This window comes from Streptomyces endocoffeicus (assembly GCF_016741935.1).
GTDB classification, from domain to species: domain Bacteria; phylum Actinomycetota; class Actinomycetes; order Streptomycetales; family Streptomycetaceae; genus Streptomyces; species Streptomyces endocoffeicus.
The window spans coordinates 243,655-261,320 of record NZ_JAERRG010000004.1 but is presented as its reverse complement, the minus strand read 5'-3'; the positions used below and the strand labels follow the sequence as shown (position 1 = coordinate 261,320).

Sequence of the window (17,666 nt, the reverse complement as noted above, 5' to 3'; positions counted from 1 at the left end):
CGTGTTCATATGGCGGTGATTTACGGTCAATTTCGGTAAGGGGCGATGTCGGTGGCGTTTCCCGGCATCACCCGCCATATCCCGCCCCCCATGTCCGGCCCCTCGAACCCGGCGAACCCGACCCCCGCCGTCAGCGCGCGGTGGAGTCGAAGCGCGGCTCCTCGCGCAGCAGGGCGCTCAGATCGGCGCCCGGGCGCAGCTCCGCCGGGTCCTCGCCGCGGCGGAAGAGGATCGCCCCGGCGTCGATGCCGCCCAGGGTCAGCCGGTCCGCGTCCCGGCGCAGCCAGGTGCCCTCGCGCAGGCCGACCACGGGGACGTCGTTCTCCTCGAGGAACTGCTCGAGCCGCTGGGCCCGGGTCTCGCCCATGTGGGCGGTGTCCGGCTTGGCGTCGAGGTAGTGCGGGTTGATCTGGAACGGCAGCAGGCCCAGCGCCTCGAAGGTGGGCGGCTGGACGATGGGCATGTCGTTGGTGGTGCGCAGGGTCGGGCAGGCCATGTTGGTGCCCGCGCTGGAGCCCATGTAGACCGCGCCCGCGGCCACCCGCTCCCGTATCGCCCGGACCAGATCGCGCTCGTGCAACGCCTTGAGCAGCCGGAAGCTGTTGCCGCCGCCGACGAACACCGCCTGCGCCCCGCGCACCAGACCGGCCGGGTCGTCGGCGGTGTGCGCACCGGTGACCTCCACGCCCAGCGGCTCCAGGGCCGAGGCCACCTGGGCGGTGTAGCCGTCGTGGTCGGCCAGCGCGTACGGCACGAAGACGAGCCGGCGCGCGCCGTCCAGCACCGAGGCGATCTCCTCCCGCGCGTGTTCCAGATAGCCACGGCCGGGCGCGGCGGAGTTCGACAGCAGCAGCAACTGCATGAGGGGGCCTTTCCGAGACGGGTCACAAGGGAGGCGGCGGGACGCCGGGCGGCTCGGCGCCGGCGCCGCGCCGTTCAGCGCCGCTCGCGGTGCGGGGCGCGCCGGGGCCGGGAGGGCGTCAGCGCCCGGCCCAGATCGGCGGCGCCCTGCAGCAGCGGTGCCACCAGCTGCTCCCGGCGCGGGCGCAGCACTTCGGGGGTGGCGGCCAGGGTCAGGGTGCCCACCGGACGTCTGCCCACCAGAACCGGCGCCGCGAGCGCGGCGGTGTCCGGATCGTACTCGCCCTCGGAGTATGCGTAGCCATCGCGCCGCATCTCGGAGAAGCGCTCCTCGAGCCGCACCGGATCGGTCAGGGTGTGCTCGCCGAAGCGCGCCATCGGGCGGCCGTACAGCAGCACGGCCCGGTCACCGGGCGGGAGCATACCGAAGTAGGCGCGGGAGGTGGCCCCGGCGTGTGCCGGGTACAGCTCGCCCGCCAGCACGTAGTAGCGCAGCGGGCCGGTGGCCCCGTCCACCGCCGCGACGCAGCGCATATGCACCCCGTCCGGGACCGCGAACAGCGCGTTCACCCCGACCGCCCCGGCCAGCGCCTCCAGGGTGGGCCGGGCCAGGCTGGCCATGCCGCCGCCCCGCTCCCACACCCAGGACAGATGCCATACCGCCGGGCCCAGCCGGTAGCGGCGTGAGCGCTTGTCGGAGACCAGGAAGCCCCGGTAGGCGAGCGCGGCCAGCAGCCGCTGGGCCACCGACTTGTCCAGCCCGAACTCCTCGGCGATCTCGGTGACGCCCCATTCCGGACGCTCCCGGTCGAAGGACAGCAGCACATTCAGCACGCGGTCCGCGGTCTGGAGGGGTGGGGAGCTGGTTACGGGAGTCTGTTCTGCCATGACGAAAGGGTAAACATTCTCGGATATAGAGAAAACATTGCGCACTGCGCCACACCGGGCGGACCCTGGCGAGGCCGGTGCCGGGAGGATCCCTGGCCAGGCCGGTGCCCGGTGGCAGTGCCCGCCCCGCGCAGCGCTTCCCCTTCCGCACGACCCCTTCCGCACGACCCCTTCCGCACGACCCCTTCCGCACGACCCCTTCCCCTCCCGCTTCCCCGTTTCCCGTTCCCCGGTCGGGCCATGGGCGTCACCGCCCGCATCGCCCCCGGCCGCCCGCATCACCCCGACCGAACGCATCACCCCGCCGTGAGAGGCCAGCTGTGCTCAAACACGTCCTTGACATCATCGAACTCCTCGACCGACCGCAGACCAGCGGCGCCCTCCTCGCCGACCATCTGCGCGCGGTCCAGGCCGCGGCCGGAGCCGACCCCCAGACGGCGCCCGCGATCGAGGTACGCACCGTCGAGGGCGACAAGGGCAGCACGGACTTCGTCTCCGTCACCGTCCCCGGCCGCCGCGGCAAGCTCAGCGGCGGCGACGCCCCGACCCTGGGCATCCTCGGCCGGCTCGGCGGGGTCGGCGCCCGCCCGGAGCGGATCGGGCTGGTCTCGGACGCCGACGGGGCGGTCGCGGCGCTGTCCGCCGCGGCCAAGCTGCTGGACATGCACGCCCGGGGCGACGTCCTGGACGGCGATGTCACGCTCTCCACCCACGTCTCCGGCTGGGCCCCCACCCAGCCGCACGACCCCGTACCCTTCATGGACTCCCCGGTGGACACCCTGGTGTGCAACCGGGAGGAGATCTCGCCCGCGATGGACGCGGTCGTCTCCATCGACACCACCAAGGGCAACCGGCTGCTCAACCACCGCGGCGTCGCCCTGTCGCCCACGGTCTGCCAGGGCTGGATCCTGCGGGTCAGCGAGGACCTGGTGTCCGTCCTGGAGAGCGTGACCGGCGAGCCGGCGCGGATCCTGCCGATCACCACCCAGGACATCACCCCGTACGGCAACGGAGTGCACCACCTCAACTCCATCCTCCAGCCCGCCGTGGCCACCACCGCCCCCGTCGTCGGCCTCGCGATCACGGCGGGCACGGCGGTGGCCGGATGCGCCACCGGCGCCAGCCATGAGACCGACATCGCCGTCGCGGCCCGGTTCGCCGTCGAGACCGCCAAGGAGTTCGGCCGCGGCGTCGCCCGCTTCCTGGACGCCGAGGAGTTCGCGCGCCTGGTCGAGCTGTACGGACCCATGACCCACCTCCAGGCCCTCACCCCAGCGGGGTGACCGACCCGTCCGGGGCGACCCACCCGTCCCCACCCCGGACCCCGCAGGAGTCCCCATGAACCCGAACCCCCAGGCCACCGCCGCGGCCGCGGACGCCCCGCCGCGGTCGCACCCCAGAGCCTTCGAACCGGTCACCCTCGTCCTGACCATCGTGCTGTCGGTCCTCGGCGCCCTGATCGGCATCGTGCTGATCACCACGCTCGGGGTGTCGCCCAATACGGCGGTGATCGGCGCCCTGGTGGCGATGCTCATCGGCCGTATCCCGGTGGGCGTGCTGACCCGGATGCGCTCGAAGCACCGGCAGAACCTGGTGCAGTCGGCGATCTCCGGCTCCACCTTCGCCGCGGCCAACTCCCTGCTCACCCCGATCGCGGTGCCGTTCGCCCTCGGGCGTAACGACCTGGTGTGGCCCATGCTCGGCGGGGCCGTCATCGGCCTGGCGGTCGACAGCTGGGTGCTGTACCGGGTGTTCGACTCCAAGCTGCTGCCCGCCACCGGCTCCTGGCCGGCCGGTATCGCGGCGGCCGAGACGATCAAGGCAGGGGACACCGGCGGGCGCAAGGCCGCGATCCTGGGCGTGGGCGCCGTGGTCGGCTTCGTCGGCGCGCTGTTGAAGCTGCCGACCAGCGCCGCGGGCGTGGGCTTCCTGGGCAACATCTGGGCGCTCGCCATGTTCGGCATCGGGCTGACCGTGGGGCAGTACGCCCCCGACTTCGGCTTCGACCTGGGCGCGAACCATGTGCCGCACGGGCTGATGATCGGCGCCGGGCTGGTCGCCCTGACCCAGGCGCTGCTGCTGATGCGGACGCGGAAGGGCGGGGGCGAAGGGGCCGATCAGGCGGAGAGCGCCGACGGCGGCCCGGACGCCGACGGCGCCGACGGCGGCCGTACGGTCCAGGCCCCCCAGCTGCGGCGGGGACTTCTGGAGGGCATGGGCCTCTTCGTTTGCGGCGCGGTCGTGGTCGCGATCGCGGGCGGCGTGACCGGCGGGCTCTCGCTGCCCGCCCTGGTCGGCTGGGTGCTGCTGGCCGGTGTCGCCGCCATCGTCCACCAGCTGATCGTGGGGCTGGCGGCGATGCACTCCGGCTGGTTCCCGGCCTTCGCCGTCACCCTGATCTTCCTGATCATCGGTCTGGTGCTGCACATCCCGACCGTCCCGCTCGCCCTGCTGGTCGGCTACACGGCCTCCACCGGCCCCGCCTTCGCCGACCTCGGCTACGACTTCAAGGCGGGCTGGCTGCTGCGCCGGGACGCCGCGCCCTGGCGGCCCTTCGAGATCGAGGGGCGGCGTCAGCAGTACCTCGCCCAGCTCGTCGGCTTCGGTGTGGCGCTGGTCGTCGTCGCCGTCGCCTGGAAGGCCTTCTTCTCCGAGGGCAAGGTGCCGCCGGTCGCCGAGGTCTACGTCACGACCATCAAGACCGGCCTCGAGCCCGGCACCATGACCACCATGCTGCTGTGGGCGATCCCCGGCGCGCTGGTCCAGCTGATCGGCGGGCCCTCCCGGCAGATGGGCGTCCTGCTGGCCACCGGCCTTCTGGTGGCCACGCCCCAGGCCGGCTGGATGGTCCTCGGTGCCCTGGTGGTCCGTCAGCTCTACACCATGTGGCGGCGGCGCGGGATCGCCGACGCGAGGGCGCGCAAGGAGTCCGACGAGCAGGCCGAGAACGATCTGTCGCTGGTCGGCGCGGGACTCGTCGCCGGAAGCTCCCTCAACGACGTCGGCCAGCTCACCAAGGCGCTGTGAACGAGCCGGTGGCAGGCCCCGAGCCCTTGAACGGTTCTGAGAACGGCTCTATGAGGAAGGACATGCACGCTGTGGACACCACGGAGGCTGTGGACACCACGAAGATCGTGGACCGCGACAACCCGGCGGGCGGCCCGGCCCTCGGCCTCGTCACCATCGGCCAGGCCCCGCGCGCCGACCTCCGCCCGGACGCCGAACCGCTGCTGCCAGGGGTGCGCCTGGTCGAACACGGCGCGCTCGACGCCGACCGGTTCGACGGCGACGCCGAGGCCGCGACCCGCCGGCTGCTGGCCCCCGAGCACGGCGAGGCACCGCTGGTCTCCCGGCTGCGCGACGGCCGTTCGGTGCTGCTCGGGCACGGGGCCGTCGTCCCGCGCATCGCGGACGCGGTCGCCCGCGCGGAGCGGGACGGCGCCGCCGCGACGCTGCTGCTGTGCACCGGCCGCTTCCCCGCGGTACGGGCCCGGCGGCCGCTGCTGTTCGCCGAACCGCTGGTGCAGCAGGCCGTGGCGGCGGCCGTGGGTACGGACCCGGTGGGCATCGTCTGCCCGCACCCGGACCAGGCGGAGGACGTCTCCCGGCGCTGGGCGGAGCTGCTGCCCGGCCGGGTGGAGGCCGCGGTCGCCGATCCGTACGGCCCCGCCGAGCGCGTCCTGGACGACGTGGCCGCGGCCGCGCGCAGCCTGACCGAGCGCGGCAGCTCCTGGCTCGTTCTGGACTGCATCGGCTACACCGAGCGGATGCGCACCGCCGCCCTGCGGGCCGCCGACCGCCCCGTACTGCTGGCCCGCGCCATCGCCGTCCGAATGGCGGCGGAGGTGGTGGCGGCCTCGGCGTAACGGGCGCGCCCTCCGCCCCGACCCTTCGCCCGGCCCCTTCGTCCGGCCCCTTCGTCCGACCCGATGTGCCTCACCCACCGGAGGTCCACCATGTCCGTGCCCGCGTCCGAAGCCCCGGCTCGGCCCATCGGGGTGATACGGGTCCTCACCAGCGAGGACCCCACCGCCGTCGCCACCCATGGCACGGCCATCGAGGAGCGCTACGGTTTGCCGACCGTCTCGCGGTGCATCCCCGACCAGCCCCACGGCATCCATGACGACGAGTCCGAGGCCCGCGCCGAACCCAAGATCGTCGCTCTCGCCCGGGAGTTGGCCGACGCCGGGGCGCGGGCGCTGATCATCAGCTGTGCCGCCGATCCGGCGCTCCAGGAGACCCGTCGGGCCGTCGGCGTCCCCGTCATCGGCGCGGGGTCGGCGGCCGCCGCCGTGGCTCTGGGCCTCGGCCACCGGGTCGGGGTGCTGGGCATCCGGGACGAGGCCCCGCCCGCCGTACGCGCCCTGCTCGGCGACCGCTTCACCGCCTCAGCCCGCCCCCACGGCGTCCACCGCACCACCGACCTGCTCGCCCCGGAGGGGCCCGCGGCGGTGCTGGAGGCCGCGGCCGGGCTCGTCGCCTCGGGTGCGGACACGCTGCTCCTCGCCTGTACGGGCCTGAACACCATCGGCATCCGGCCCCTGCTGGAGCGGCGGCTGGGCATCCCGGTCGTGGACCCGGTGCTCGCCGCCGGGCTGCTCGCCTCGTACGCGTACGAGGCCTGAGCGGCGGCAACGGATCGCCGGGCCGCACCCGGCGCCCGTCCCACACCAGATCCGGCGCCCGTCCCACACCAGATCCGGCGCCCGCCTTACACCAAGCTGTCCCGCCACGCCTGGTGCAGTGCCGCGAACCGGCCCTCGCCCGCGATCAGCCGGTCCGGCGGGCCGTCCTCGACGATCCGGCCGTCGGCCATGACCAGCACCCGGTCTGCCGTCTCGACCGTCGACAGCCGGTGGGCGATGACGACCGCCGTACGGCCGCGCAGCACCGTCTCCATGGCGCGCTGCACCGCCCGTTCGCCCGGGATGTCGAGGGAGGAGGTGGCCTCGTCGAGGATGAGGACGGATGGATCGGCGAGCAACGCGCGGGCGAACGCCACCAGTTGGCGCTGACCGGCGGAGATCCGGCCGCCGCGCTTGCGCACATCCGTGTCGTAGCCGTCGGGCAGCGCGGCGATGAAGTCATGCGCGCCGATCGCCTTGGCCGCCTGCTCGATCTCGGCGCGGGTGGCGTCGGGGCGGCCGATGGTGATGTTGTCGGCGACCGTGCCGGAGAACAGGAACGCCTCCTGCGTCACCATGACCACACCGCGCCGCAGTTCGGGCATGGCCAGATCGCGGAGATCCACCCCGTCGAGCAGCACCCGGCCGTCGCTGGGGTCGTAGAAGCGGGCCAGCAGCTTGGCCAGGGTGGACTTGCCCGCGCCGGTGGCCCCGACCACCGCGACCGTCTGCCCGGCGGGCAGCGTGAGGTCGAAGCGGGGCAGCACTTCGCCGCCGGTGCGATAGGCGAAGCGCACCCCGTCGAAGACCACCTCCCGGCCCGGGGCCTTCGTCGGGCGCGGCGGCAGCGGCTTGGGCTCCGCGGGCTCGGGCACGGAGGGGCGCTGGGCCAGCAGGCCCGCGATCTTCTCCAGCGAGGCGGCCGCCGACTGGTAGGAGTTGAGGAACATCCCCAGCCGGTCGATCGGGTCGTACAGCCTGCGCAGATACAGCGCGGCCGCGGCGAGCACCCCGAGCGCGAGCGAACCGGAGGCCACCCGGTAGGCGCCCCAGAGCACGATGGCGGCTACCACCGCGTTGGCCACCAGCCGGGAGCTGACCACATAGCGGGCCATCTCCAGGATCGCGTCCCCGTTGGCGCGCTCGTGGCGGTGGTTCTGCTCGCCGAAGCGCGCGTCGTTGGCGCGCTCGCGGCGGAACGCCTGCACGGGGCGGATGCCGTTCATGGTCTCGGTGAACGTCACGATGACCGCCGCGATGGCCGTCGACCGCTTGCGGTACACCCGCATGGAGCGGCGCTGGAAGGAGCGGATCAGCAGATACAGCGGCCAGAAGGAGAGCACGGCCGCCGCGCCCAGACCCCAGTCCAGATACAGCAGCGTGATGGAGATGTAGACCACCGACAGGGCGACCCCGAGCAGCTCCTCCAGGCCCTCGATGAGCAGCTCGCGCAGCGACTCGACGTCCGTCGTGGCCCGGGAGATCAGCCGGCCGGAGGTGTACCGCTCATGGAAGTCCACGCTCAGCGCCTGGGCATGGCGGAAGATCCGGCCGCGCAGATCCAGCAGCACGTCCTGGCTGATCCGGGCGGAGGCGCGGATGAACGCGTACTGCAGCGCCCCCGAGGCGAGCGCACAGCCCAGATAGCCCGCGCCGACGGCGATCAGCGGGCCGTGGCCGCCGTCGCGGAGGGCGGGCACGGCACGGTCGATGGCGTACGCCACGAGCAGCGGACCCGCCTGGACGGCGGCCTGCTGGAGCAGCAGCAGAACGGTCGCCAGCCACACCCGCCGCCGGCGCGGGGAGAGCAGCGAACGCAGCAGGGCCGGCGACGCGCCCTTGGGCACGGGCAGGACATCGCGGTCGAACGGGTCGTCGGACGACGCCGCCCGGCCCCCGTCCTTGTCGTCCCAGTCGTCCGTGCTCTCCCGCTCCTCCTCGACCGTGGTCATGGACTTCTCTCCCCCTCCTCGGCTTCCTGCCCGGACATCAGCGAGCGGTACTCCGCGCTCTCCCGCAGCAGCCGCTGATGGGTGCCGACGGCGGCGATCCGGCCCTCCGACAGCAGCGCGACCCGGTCGGCGAGCAGCACGGTGGACGGCCGGTGGGCGACGACCAGCGCGGTCGTGGACGCCAGCACCCGCCGCAGCGCCGCCTCCACCAGCGCTTCGGTGTGTACGTCGAGGGCGGACAGCGGATCGTCGAGCACCAGGAACCGGGGGCCGCCCACGACGGCCCGCGCCAGCGCGAGCCGCTGCCGCTGACCGCCGGACAGACTCAGCCCCTGCTCGCCGACCTCGGTGTCGGTGCCCTCGGGCAGGGCGTGCACGAAGTCGGCCTGCGCCACTTTCAGGGCCCGCAGCAGCTCCTCCGTCCCCGCGTCGGCGGCGCCCATGAGGACGTTCTCCCCGGCGGTGGCGGAGAACAGCGTGGGCTCCTCGAACGCGATGGCCACCAGGGCGCGCAGCTCCTCCCGGGAGAGGGCGGTGATGTCCCGGCCGTCGAGGGTGATCCGGCCGCGCGTGACCTCATGGAGCCGGGGGACGAGGGCGGTGAGGGTGGTCTTCCCGGAACCGGTCGCCCCGACCAGCGCCATGGTCTCGCCGGGCCGGATGTGGAGATCGACCCCGTGCAGCACGGGCGGCTCCTCCGGCGGCGCGTCCGCGTAGGCGAACTCCACCCCCTCGAACCGCAGCCCGCCCTCGCCCTCCCGCGCTTGGCCGCGCTCCCGCTCCTGGCCGCGCTCCCGCTCTTGGCCGCGCTCTCGCTCCTGGCCGCGCTCCTGTTCTCGGCCGTCCTCCTGTTCTTGGCCGCGCTCCCGTGAAGACGCGGCCCGAAGCCGGTCGGCGGCCGTGGCCGGTTCCGCGTCCATGACGTCGAAATAGCGGTCGGTGGCCGTGGCCGCGTCCTGGCTCATGGCGAGGAGGAAGCCCAGGGACTCCACCGGCCAGCGCAGCGTCAGGGCGGTGGAGAGGAAGGCGACCAGCGTGCCCGCCGACAGATCCCCGTCGGCCACCCGCACCGTGCCGAGCACCAGCGCCGCGCCGATCGCCAGCTCCGGCAGGGTCATGATCAGCGCCCAGAGGGTGGCCAGCAGCCGCGCCTTGTGCAGCTCGGTGGAGCGGACCTGCTCGGACAGGGCGCGGAAGGCGCGGGCCTGGCTGCGGTGGCGGCCGAAGCCCTTGACGATCCGGACGCCCAGCACCCCCTCCTCCACGACCGTCGTCAGATCGCCGGTCTGGTCCTGCACGGTGCGGGCCACCGTCGCGTACCGCGTCTCGAACAGCGAGCACAGGATCACCAGCGGCACCGCCGGGATCACCAGGACCAGGCCCAGCGTCCACTCCTGGGACAGCAGAATGGCGAACCCGGCCAGGATGGTGACCCCGTTGACCACCAGGAAGGTGAGCGGGAAGGCCAGGAACATCCGCAGCAGCATCAGATCGGTCGTGGCCCGCGACAGCAGCTGGCCGGAGGCCCAGCGGTCGTGGAAGGAGACCGGCAGCCGCTGCAGATGGCGGTAGAGATCGGCGCGCATCGCGGCCTCGACGGACGCCAGCGGCCGCCCCACCAGCCAGCGCCGCAGCCCGAACAGCGCCGCCTCGGCCGTGCCGAGGGCGAGCAGCAGCGCACCCCCCAGCCAGACCCCGCCCGGGTTCCGGTGGGCCACCGGCCCGTCCACCATCCACTTGAGGACCAGCGGGATGACCAGCCCCAGACAGGAGGCGACGACCGCCACCCCGGCCGCGCCGAACAGCCGCGCCCGCACCGGGCGCACATATGGCCACAGCCGCAGGAGCGAACGCGTGGCGGAGCGGTGCCGCGGGGCGGCACCGCCTTCCTGGGCGCGGGGTTCACTCGTCACAGCCATCAGTGGGGAGACTACGGTCCGCCACTGACAGTGCTCACTCGGTTTTTTGGCGTAGGTCCACGGAGGTGAGGGCGCGCAGCAGCAGGACCGAGCGTTCCGGAAGCTCGATGGGCGCGCCCGCCGCGAGGAGTGTGCCGGGGGGCGCGTCCTGTTCCTCGCGGGCGGTGTCCAGCAGAAGCTCGTACCCCCGGGCCCAGGGCGGTCCGGGGAGGGTGAAGGTGACCGGTCGCGGGCCCGCGTGCAGCAGCGCCAGGAAGCTGTCGTCGGTGACCGGGGCGCCGTGCGGATCGCGCTGGGGCAGTTCGCGGCCCGACAGATAGGCCCCGAGGGCGGTCGTCGGCGCGTACCAGTCGGATTCGGTCATCTCGGTGCCGCGCGGGGTGAACCACGCCAGGTCGCGCAGCCCCTCCGGGGGCCGGGCCAGACCGGAGAAGAAGGCCGGGCGGCGCAGCACCGGATGGGCCCGGCGCAGCCGTATCAGCCGGGCGGTGAGCTCGGTAAGGGCGTGCCAGCCCGGGTCCTCCAGCAGCGACCAGTCCAGCCAGCCGGTCTCGTTGTCCTGGCAGTACGCGTTGTTGTTGCCGCCCTGGGTGCGGCCCAGCTCATCGCCCGCGACCAGCATCGGCACCCCGGTGGACAGCAGCAGGGTGGCCAGCAGATTGCGCAGTTGGCGGCGGCGCAGCGCGCGTATGTCCAGGTCGTCGGTCTCGCCCTCGGCGCCGCAGTTCCAGGCACGGTTGTCGGGGGAGCCGTCGCGATTGCCCTCTCCGTTGGCCTCGTTGTGCTTGCGCTCGTACGAGACCAGGTCGCGCAGGGTGAAACCGTCGTGCGCGGTGATGAAGTTGACCGAGGCGTACGGGCGGCGGCCCCCGCGCTCGTACAGATCGCTGGAGCCGGAGAGCCGGTAGCCCAGATCGCGGGCATCGGGCAGCGCCCCGCGCCAGAAGTCCCGCACCGCGTCGCGGTAGCGGTCGTTCCACTCCGCCCACAGCGGCGGGAAGGCGCCCACCTGATAGCCGCCGGAGCCCACGTCCCACGGCTCCGCGATCAGCTTGACCCGGCGCAGCACGGGATCCTGCGCGATCACGGCCAGGAAGGGCGAGAGCATGTCCACGCCGTGCGCGGCGCGGGCGAGCGCGCTGGCCAGGTCGAAGCGGAAGCCGTCCACGCCCATCTCGGTGACCCAGTAGCGCAGCGAGTCGGTGATCAGGCGCAGCACGTGGGGCTGGAGGACGTTGAGGGTGTTGCCGCAGCCGGTGAAGTCGGCGTAGCGGCGGGGGTCCTGCTGCAGCCGGTAGTAGCCGCGGTTGTCCACACCGCGCAGCGAGAGGGTGGGGCCCAGCTCATTGGCCTCGGCGGTGTGGTTGTAGACCACGTCGAGGATCACCTCGATCCCGGCGGCGTGCAGGGCCCGCACCATCCGCCGGAACTCCCCGACCTGCTGGCCCCGGGTGCCGCCGGCCGCGTAACCGGCGTGCGGCGCGAAGTAGCCGATGGAGTTGTAGCCCCAGTAGTTGCGCAATCCCCGCCGCAGCAGATGATCCTCATGGGCGAACTGATGCACCGGCAGCAGCTCCACCGCCGTGACCCCGAGCCGGGTCAGATGCTCGATCGCCGCCGGATGCGCCAGCCCCGCGTAGGTGCCGCGCAGCTCGGGGTCCACCCCGGGATGGCGCATGGTGAAGCCGCGCACATGGAGCTCGTAGATCACCGACTCGGCCCAGGGCGTCTTGGGCCGCCGGTCCTCGGTCCACTCGTCGGGCGCCCCGTCCGCCGCGTCGTCGCCGACGACCACGCCCTTGGGGACGTACGGGGCGGAGTCGCGATCGTCCCGTACGGTGTCCGCCACATGCTGCTGCGGCCAGTCCCGCACATGTCCGTAGACCTCCGCCGGCAGCGCGAAGTCCCCGTCCACGGCGCGGGCGTACGGATCCAGCAGCAGCTTCGCCGGATTCCAGCGGGCGCCCATCCAGGGGTCCCAGCGGCCGTGCACGCGGTAGCCGTAGCGGCGGCCGGGCAGCACACCGGGGACGAAGCCGTGCCAGACCTCATGGGTGAGCTCGGGGAGCGGACAGCGGAGCTCGTGGCCGTCGTCGTCGAACAGGCAGAGGTCGACGGCCTCGGCACCGCCCGCCCACAGCGCGAAGTTGGTCCCCCACGCCCCGTCCGGCCCCTGGCGGGGGCGGGCGCCGAGCGGCTCCGGGCTGCCCGGCAGGACGACGGGGCCCGGCACGGCGGCGGTGGTCCGGCCGCGGCGCGGCGCGACGGCCGTGGGGCGGTGGCCGACGGGGTGCCCCACTGCCGTCGCCGAGGGGCGTGCGGGGGTGCCGTCGCGCGCCGCCTGCTGGGCTGCGCGCGTCTCCCGCTGGGCTGCGTGCGTCTCCTGCTCGGCTGCGCTGGACACATCGGCCTCCGCGGCTCGCGGCCAACCGCCTCCGCTCGGCGGGAGGGAGGCGGGCAGCACCTCATGGCGGGCCGGTGGGCCCGCGGTGTCCCGTCCCGCACGGCCCGGCCCGCGCTCTCCCACCTGTTCTGCCCGTAATCCCGCCGACTCGCACGTTTTCCGCTGCCGCCACCCGCCGATCATCGTGGAGCCCTTCCGGCCTGGGACTGAAACGTGACCATCGGGGGGAGTCCACTGTCGGAGGCGTGTGATTACCTATCGCCAGGCGCGCCTGCGCGTTATCGGGTTTGCCGCGGGGGCGCGGCCCGGGGGAGGGGAGACCTGTTGTGAGGATGCGGCGGATACCGGGGGCGGCGCGGGGCGGCCGCAAGGGGCTTCTCGCGCTGCTGCTCGGGGTGTTGCTGATGGCGGTGGCCGCGTGCGGCGGCTCCGACGACGGTAAGAAGGGCGGGGACGGCAAGGGCGACCGGCCCAAGACCTCGCGGGCCGTGGTGACCATCGCGCCCAAGGACGGCGCCAAGGGCGTGGACACCAGCGGCGCGCTGAAGGTCACCTCGGCGAAGGGCACCCTGTCCTCGGTCAAGGTCAAGGACGCGAAGGGCACCGCGGTCGAGGGGAAGATCGCCCAGGGCGGGAAGAGCTGGCGGCCCGACGCCCATCTCCGCTCGGACACCACCTACACCGTGGACGCGGTCGCCAAGGACGCCCACGGTCTGACCACGGCCGAGCACGCCACCTTCACCACCCTCCGCCCCAAGAACACCTTCGTGGGCATCTACACCCCGGAGGACGGCACGACGGTCGGCGTCGGCATGCCGGTCTCGCTCCACTTCAACCGCGGCATCACCCACCCGGCGGACGTGGAGAAGGGGATAAAGGTCAGCGCCTCACCGTCGGTGCCGATCGAGGGCCACTGGTTCGGCAACGACCGGCTGGACTTCCGGCCGGAGGAGTACTGGAAGCCCGGCACCAAGGTGACGCTCCGCATGGACCTCGACGGGATCGAGGGCAGGCCGGGGGTGTACGGCGAGCAGCGGAAGTCCGTGACGTTCACCATCGGCCGCAGCCAGATCTCCGTCGTCGACGCCAAGTCCAAGAAGATGACGGTCAAGCGGGACGGCAAGACCATCAAGACCATCCCCATCACCTCCGGCGCGCCCGGCCATGAGACCTACAACGGCAAGATGGTGATCAGCGAGAAGCATCCGGTGATCCGGATGGACGGCGCCACGGTCGGCTTCGGCGGGGAGTACGACATCAAGGACGTGCCGCACGCCATGCGGCTGTCGACCTCCGGCACCTTCATCCACGGCAACTACTGGGCGGGGCGGCCCACGTTCGGTTCGTCCAATGTCAGCCACGGCTGTGTGGGCCTGTTCGACCAGCGCGGCGGAGGGGACTCCTCCACCCCGGCGTCCTGGTTCTTCCGCAAGTCGATCCTCGGCGATGTGGTCATCGTGAAGAACTCCCATGACGAGACCGTCCAGCCGGACAACGGGCTCAACGGCTGGAACATGTCCTGGGAGAAGTGGAAGGCCTGACCTCGGCCGGTGTCCGGGCGCCCTGTCGAGGGCGGCCCGGCACCCCCGCCCCCGCCCCTCCGCTCGCGTGTTAGCGGGCGCTAACCTGCGCTCATGACTGTGAACCTCGAGGTTGCCGACGGCGTTGCCACCTTCCGCCTTGACCGCCCCCCGATGAACGCGCTCGACATCGCCACCCAGGACCGGCTGCGGGAGCTCGCGGCCGAGGTGACCCGCCGCGACGACGTGCGCGCGGTGGTCATCTGGGGCGGTGAGAAGGTGTTCGCGGCCGGCGCGGACATCAAGGAGATGCGGAAGATGGACCACGCCGCGATGGTGGTCCGCTCCGGTGAGCTGCAGGAGTCCTTCACCGCCGTGGCCCGGATCCCCAAGCCCGTGGTGGCGGCCGTCACCGGCTACGCCCTCGGCGGCGGCTGCGAGCTGGCGCTGTGCGCCGACTTCCGGATCGCCGCGGAGAACGCCAAGCTCGGCCAGCCCGAGATCCTGCTCGGCCTGATCCCGGGCGCGGGCGGCACCCAGCGGCTGGCCCGGCTGGTCGGCCCGGCCAAGGCCAAGGACCTCATCTTCACGGGCCGTCAGGTCAAGGCCGACGAGGCGCTCGCCATCGGCCTGGTGGACCGCGTCGTACCGGCCGAGGAGGTCTACGAGCAGGCCCATGCCTGGGCGGCGAGGCTGGCCAAGGGCCCGGCGATCGCGCTGCGCGCGGCCAAGGAGTCGGTGGACCGGGGGCTGGAGACGGACCTCGACAGCGGTCTGGCCATCGAACGGAACTGGTTCGCCGGGCTGTTCGCCACCGAGGACCGGGAGACCGGGATGCGCAGCTTTGTCGAGGACGGGCCGGGCAAGGCCACGTTCCGCTGACACCCGACCGGTTCCGATCGCCTCGGCCGGGGTTCGCGACGTCACCCCGGCCGGGGTCGTGGAGCCGGGTATGCCCCGTGCGAGCGAATTTTCTTCGCCAATGATCGGCCCTCGACTGACCCGGTCCGGTACGCTGGGTGATCACGCGTACGCGCGGTGACATCGCTGGTCAGGCGGGATGTTGCGGTTCCCCAACTGCCCTTGGCATATGTCGGATCGGATTTATGGAGCCTGGGGCTCCGGTGTTCGGAATCCCATGGTTCCGCCCCGGATGGCCTTTTGGGCGGCCATGATGGGGGGCATGGCGGGCTTGGAGGGAATGGAGCAGCCGCAGCAGCGCACTGGTACGGCTGCGGTGCGGGGGGCGCCGTCCGTCGAGGACGACCTGGCCCTCAGGGCGCTTGACCTCTTCGGGAACCCCGCGTGCGAGGAGGTGCGGCTGCCCTCCCGCCCCGAGTCCGCGGGGACCGCCCGCCGGATGGCCGAATTCGTGGTGGCGCGGGACTGGGGTCTGGGTCTTCAGCTCGCCGAGCACACGGTGCTGCTGGTCTCCGAGCTCGTCGGCAACGCCGTACGGCACACCGGCGCCCGCACCTTCGGGCTGCGGATGCTGCGGCGGCGCGGCTGGATCCGGGTCGAGGTCCGCGACCCGTCCCGGGGGCTTCCGTGTCTGATGCCGGTGGGGGAGCTCGACACCAGCGGACGCGGGCTGATGCTGGTCGACCAGCTCTCCCAGCGGTGGGGGGTCGATCTGCTGCCGTGCGGCAAGACGACCTGGTTCGAAATGCGAGTGGCCGAAAACTGATCGCACGTGCGCCGCTGCGGACCTCACGCGGAGCGTAAAAAGAGGCTGAAAGAGGCCCCCGTGTCGTCGCGCGGCGATGGCACGGGGGCCCCTTCCGTCCCCGGCCATGGCGCGAAAGGGGTGTTCGCCGTGGCATTCGGGGGAAGCGACCTCGCTCGGGTCAATGGGGGTCGCGGGCCCGACTATCGCAGAGACGGTAGACCAGTTCCAAGCCAATCCCAGGTGAGGTGTAACACTTGCCTTGTTAATGGCGGGTAGAGCGGCAAATTTCCTTTGTTGTCGACCTGATTCTTTCGAAACTTCAGTGGTCCAGACCGTGACACGAAATCTTTCTTTGTGTGGCGGTTCTTGGCATGGCCCTGCCGAGGACTCACCATGGAACCGCGCTACGCGCGTCACACCCCCACGCGTCACCCCCTTTGTCCCCGCTACGACATTCGGGAGACCCCCCATGGAAGCGCACGGCCGCACCCCCACCCGGCGCGCCCTGCTCCGCTCGGGCGCCTACCTCGCCACCGCCGCCACCGGACTCGCCGCCACGGCCGCAACGGCCACCACCGCCCACGCCGACGGCAGACGCCGCCGCCGCGTGGCCGCCTATCCCCCCACCCACTGGATCCCGGCCTCCACCTCCAACTACCGCGTCTCCAGCCGCCCGACCTCGTATCCCATCGACTTCATCGTCATCCATGTGACGCAGGAGACCTTCCCGGACGCGATGAAGATCTTCCAGGACCCGGCCAAGCAGGTCTCCACCCACTACATGGTCGCCTCGGCCGACGGCTACATCGGGCAGTTCGTCCGGGAGAAGGACGTCGCCTGGCACGCGGGCAACAAGGACTACAACAACCGCAGCATCGGCATCGAGCACGAGGGCTGGGTGGACGACCCCAAGTGGTTCACGGACGAGATGTACGCCTCGTCCGCCGCCCTGACCGCGGCCGTCTGCGACCGCTACGGCATCCCCAAGAACCGCGACCACATCATCGGCCATGTGGAGGTCCCCGGCACCGACCACACCGACCCCGGCCCGCTGTGGGACTGGGACCGCTATATGAGGCTGGTCAACGGGGGGAGCCGGGTACGACGCCAAGTCTGAGGGCGTGAACCGGATGCCGAGCGCGCCGTGACATGGCCGAGACGAACCGGCCACCCCCGACCGCTAATCTGTGCGGGTCAGGAAACGCATGGAAGGGGCGGAACAGGTGGCGGACATCGAGGCGGCGCGCAAGGCGTTCGAGCGGTATGACCTCAATGGTGACGGTCAGATCACCGCGGCCGAGTACAAGAGCGTGATGGCGCAGCTGGGGGACCCGTATGTCACGGAGCCCGTCGCCCAGGCCGTCATCAACGCCCACGACTCCAACGGTGACGGGCTGCTCACCTTCGACGAGTTCTGGGCGGCCCAGAACAAGGGCGGCGAGAAGACCGCCTGAACGGGCCGTACGGACGACGGCGCGGCCGGCGCGCTCAGCGCCAGCCGCGCCGCTGTGCGCCGGCCCGCCGTCTGCGGTCGTTGCACAGCAGACAGCGGCCGTAGCCGGGCGGCAGCGGGTCGTCCGGATCCCCGTACAGCGGATCGACGGCCCCGCGCGGATGCTCCGGGCAGCCCGTGGCACCGTGCTCGGCGGTCAGCGATCCCGCCGCGGCGAGCGCCCGCCGCAGGGCGTCGGTGAGCAGCTCGGTCTCCGGTCCGGAGGGTGCGGCGTCCAGCGAGAAGGCGATGTCCGACGCGGTGGTGAGCGCGCTGCGGAGTTCGCGCAGGTCTGCGTAACTCATACCGGGCAGCGTAGGCGCCCCCACCGACAAC

The 17,666-nt window shown here is 72.4% G+C and carries 15 protein-coding genes; 9 read left to right on the top strand and 6 right to left on the bottom strand.

Annotated features, from left to right (window positions below; translation table 11 throughout):
• Window positions 1-130: 130 nt before the first annotated feature.
• Both pepE and JK364_RS13700 read right to left on the bottom strand, forming a co-directional pair.
• Window positions 131-862, bottom strand: a complete 732-nt coding sequence (gene pepE / locus JK364_RS13705) for a dipeptidase PepE (RefSeq protein WP_201851102.1) — start codon at window positions 860-862, stop codon at window positions 131-133.
• 74 nt (window positions 863-936) lie between these two features.
• Window positions 937-1,749 carry an IclR family transcriptional regulator gene (locus JK364_RS13700; RefSeq protein ID WP_201851100.1) on the bottom strand — a complete coding sequence of 271 codons (813 nt, stop codon included), beginning with the start codon at window positions 1,747-1,749 and terminating at the stop codon, window positions 937-939.
• Between the two features lie 320 nt (window positions 1,750-2,069).
• Between JK364_RS13700 and JK364_RS13695 the strand changes: the two genes are divergently transcribed.
• The 4 genes from JK364_RS13695 (at window position 2,070) to JK364_RS13680 (ending at window position 6,374) form a co-directional block, all read left to right on the top strand.
• Entirely contained in the window at window positions 2,070-3,032 is a 963-nt protein-coding gene (locus tag JK364_RS13695) for a DUF1177 domain-containing protein (protein ID WP_201851098.1), read from the top strand.
• Window positions 3,033-3,087: 55 nt separating this feature from the next.
• Window positions 3,088-4,776 (top strand): OPT/YSL family transporter, encoded by a 1,689-nt coding sequence (locus JK364_RS13690; protein ID WP_201851096.1) that lies wholly within the window; start codon window positions 3,088-3,090, stop codon window positions 4,774-4,776.
• 62 nt (window positions 4,777-4,838) lie between these two features.
• Window positions 4,839-5,615 carry an AroM family protein gene (locus JK364_RS13685; RefSeq protein WP_201851094.1) on the top strand — a complete coding sequence of 259 codons (777 nt, stop codon included), beginning with the start codon at window positions 4,839-4,841 and terminating at the stop codon, window positions 5,613-5,615.
• Window positions 5,616-5,705: 90 nt separating this feature from the next.
• The gene (locus JK364_RS13680) at window positions 5,706-6,374 is read left to right on the top strand and encodes an aspartate/glutamate racemase family protein (protein WP_201851092.1); all 669 of its coding nucleotides are present in this window, start codon (window positions 5,706-5,708) and stop codon (window positions 6,372-6,374) included.
• Between the two features lie 86 nt (window positions 6,375-6,460).
• On the opposite strand, the gene JK364_RS13675 is transcribed toward JK364_RS13680, so the two are convergent.
• From JK364_RS13675 to glgX, 3 genes are read right to left on the bottom strand one after another with little or no spacing between them, the layout of a single operon-like run.
• Window positions 6,461-8,326, bottom strand: coding sequence for an ABC transporter ATP-binding protein (locus JK364_RS13675; RefSeq protein ID WP_201851090.1), 1,866 nt, complete (start codon window positions 8,324-8,326; stop codon window positions 6,461-6,463).
• Window positions 8,323-10,245, bottom strand: a complete 1,923-nt coding sequence (locus JK364_RS13670; RefSeq protein WP_201851088.1) for an ABC transporter ATP-binding protein — start codon at window positions 10,243-10,245, stop codon at window positions 8,323-8,325. Before JK364_RS13670 ends, JK364_RS13675 begins: the two co-directional genes overlap by 4 nt.
• A 34-nt stretch (window positions 10,246-10,279) precedes the next feature.
• On the bottom strand, window positions 10,280-12,649 hold the full coding sequence (gene glgX, locus JK364_RS13665; protein ID WP_201851086.1) for a glycogen debranching protein GlgX: 2,370 nt from the start codon (window positions 12,647-12,649) through the stop codon (window positions 10,280-10,282).
• Between the two features lie 332 nt (window positions 12,650-12,981).
• Here glgX and JK364_RS13660 point away from each other — a divergent pair, with 332 nt between their 5' ends.
• The 5 genes from JK364_RS13660 (at window position 12,982) to JK364_RS13640 (ending at window position 17,292) form a co-directional block, all read left to right on the top strand.
• Window positions 12,982-14,190, top strand: a complete 1,209-nt coding sequence (locus JK364_RS13660; protein ID WP_201851084.1) for a L,D-transpeptidase — start codon at window positions 12,982-12,984, stop codon at window positions 14,188-14,190.
• Window positions 14,191-14,283: 93 nt separating this feature from the next.
• Window positions 14,284-15,051 carry an enoyl-CoA hydratase/isomerase family protein gene (locus tag JK364_RS13655; RefSeq protein WP_201851082.1) on the top strand — a complete coding sequence of 256 codons (768 nt, stop codon included), beginning with the start codon at window positions 14,284-14,286 and terminating at the stop codon, window positions 15,049-15,051.
• Between the two features lie 301 nt (window positions 15,052-15,352).
• The gene (locus JK364_RS13650) at window positions 15,353-15,856 is read left to right on the top strand and encodes an ATP-binding protein (protein WP_044569715.1); all 504 of its coding nucleotides are present in this window, start codon (window positions 15,353-15,355) and stop codon (window positions 15,854-15,856) included.
• Window positions 15,857-16,307: 451 nt separating this feature from the next.
• Window positions 16,308-16,955, top strand: coding sequence for an N-acetylmuramoyl-L-alanine amidase (locus JK364_RS13645; protein WP_201851080.1), 648 nt, complete (start codon window positions 16,308-16,310; stop codon window positions 16,953-16,955).
• Window positions 16,956-17,061: 106 nt separating this feature from the next.
• Window positions 17,062-17,292 carry an EF-hand domain-containing protein gene (locus JK364_RS13640; RefSeq protein WP_201851454.1) on the top strand — a complete coding sequence of 77 codons (231 nt, stop codon included), beginning with the start codon at window positions 17,062-17,064 and terminating at the stop codon, window positions 17,290-17,292.
• Window positions 17,293-17,326: 34 nt separating this feature from the next.
• Here the strand turns inward: JK364_RS13640 and JK364_RS13635 are convergent, their stop codons facing one another.
• The gene (locus tag JK364_RS13635) at window positions 17,327-17,635 is read right to left on the bottom strand and encodes a hypothetical protein (RefSeq protein WP_201851079.1); all 309 of its coding nucleotides are present in this window, start codon (window positions 17,633-17,635) and stop codon (window positions 17,327-17,329) included.
• Between the last annotated feature and the right edge of the window lie 31 nt (window positions 17,636-17,666).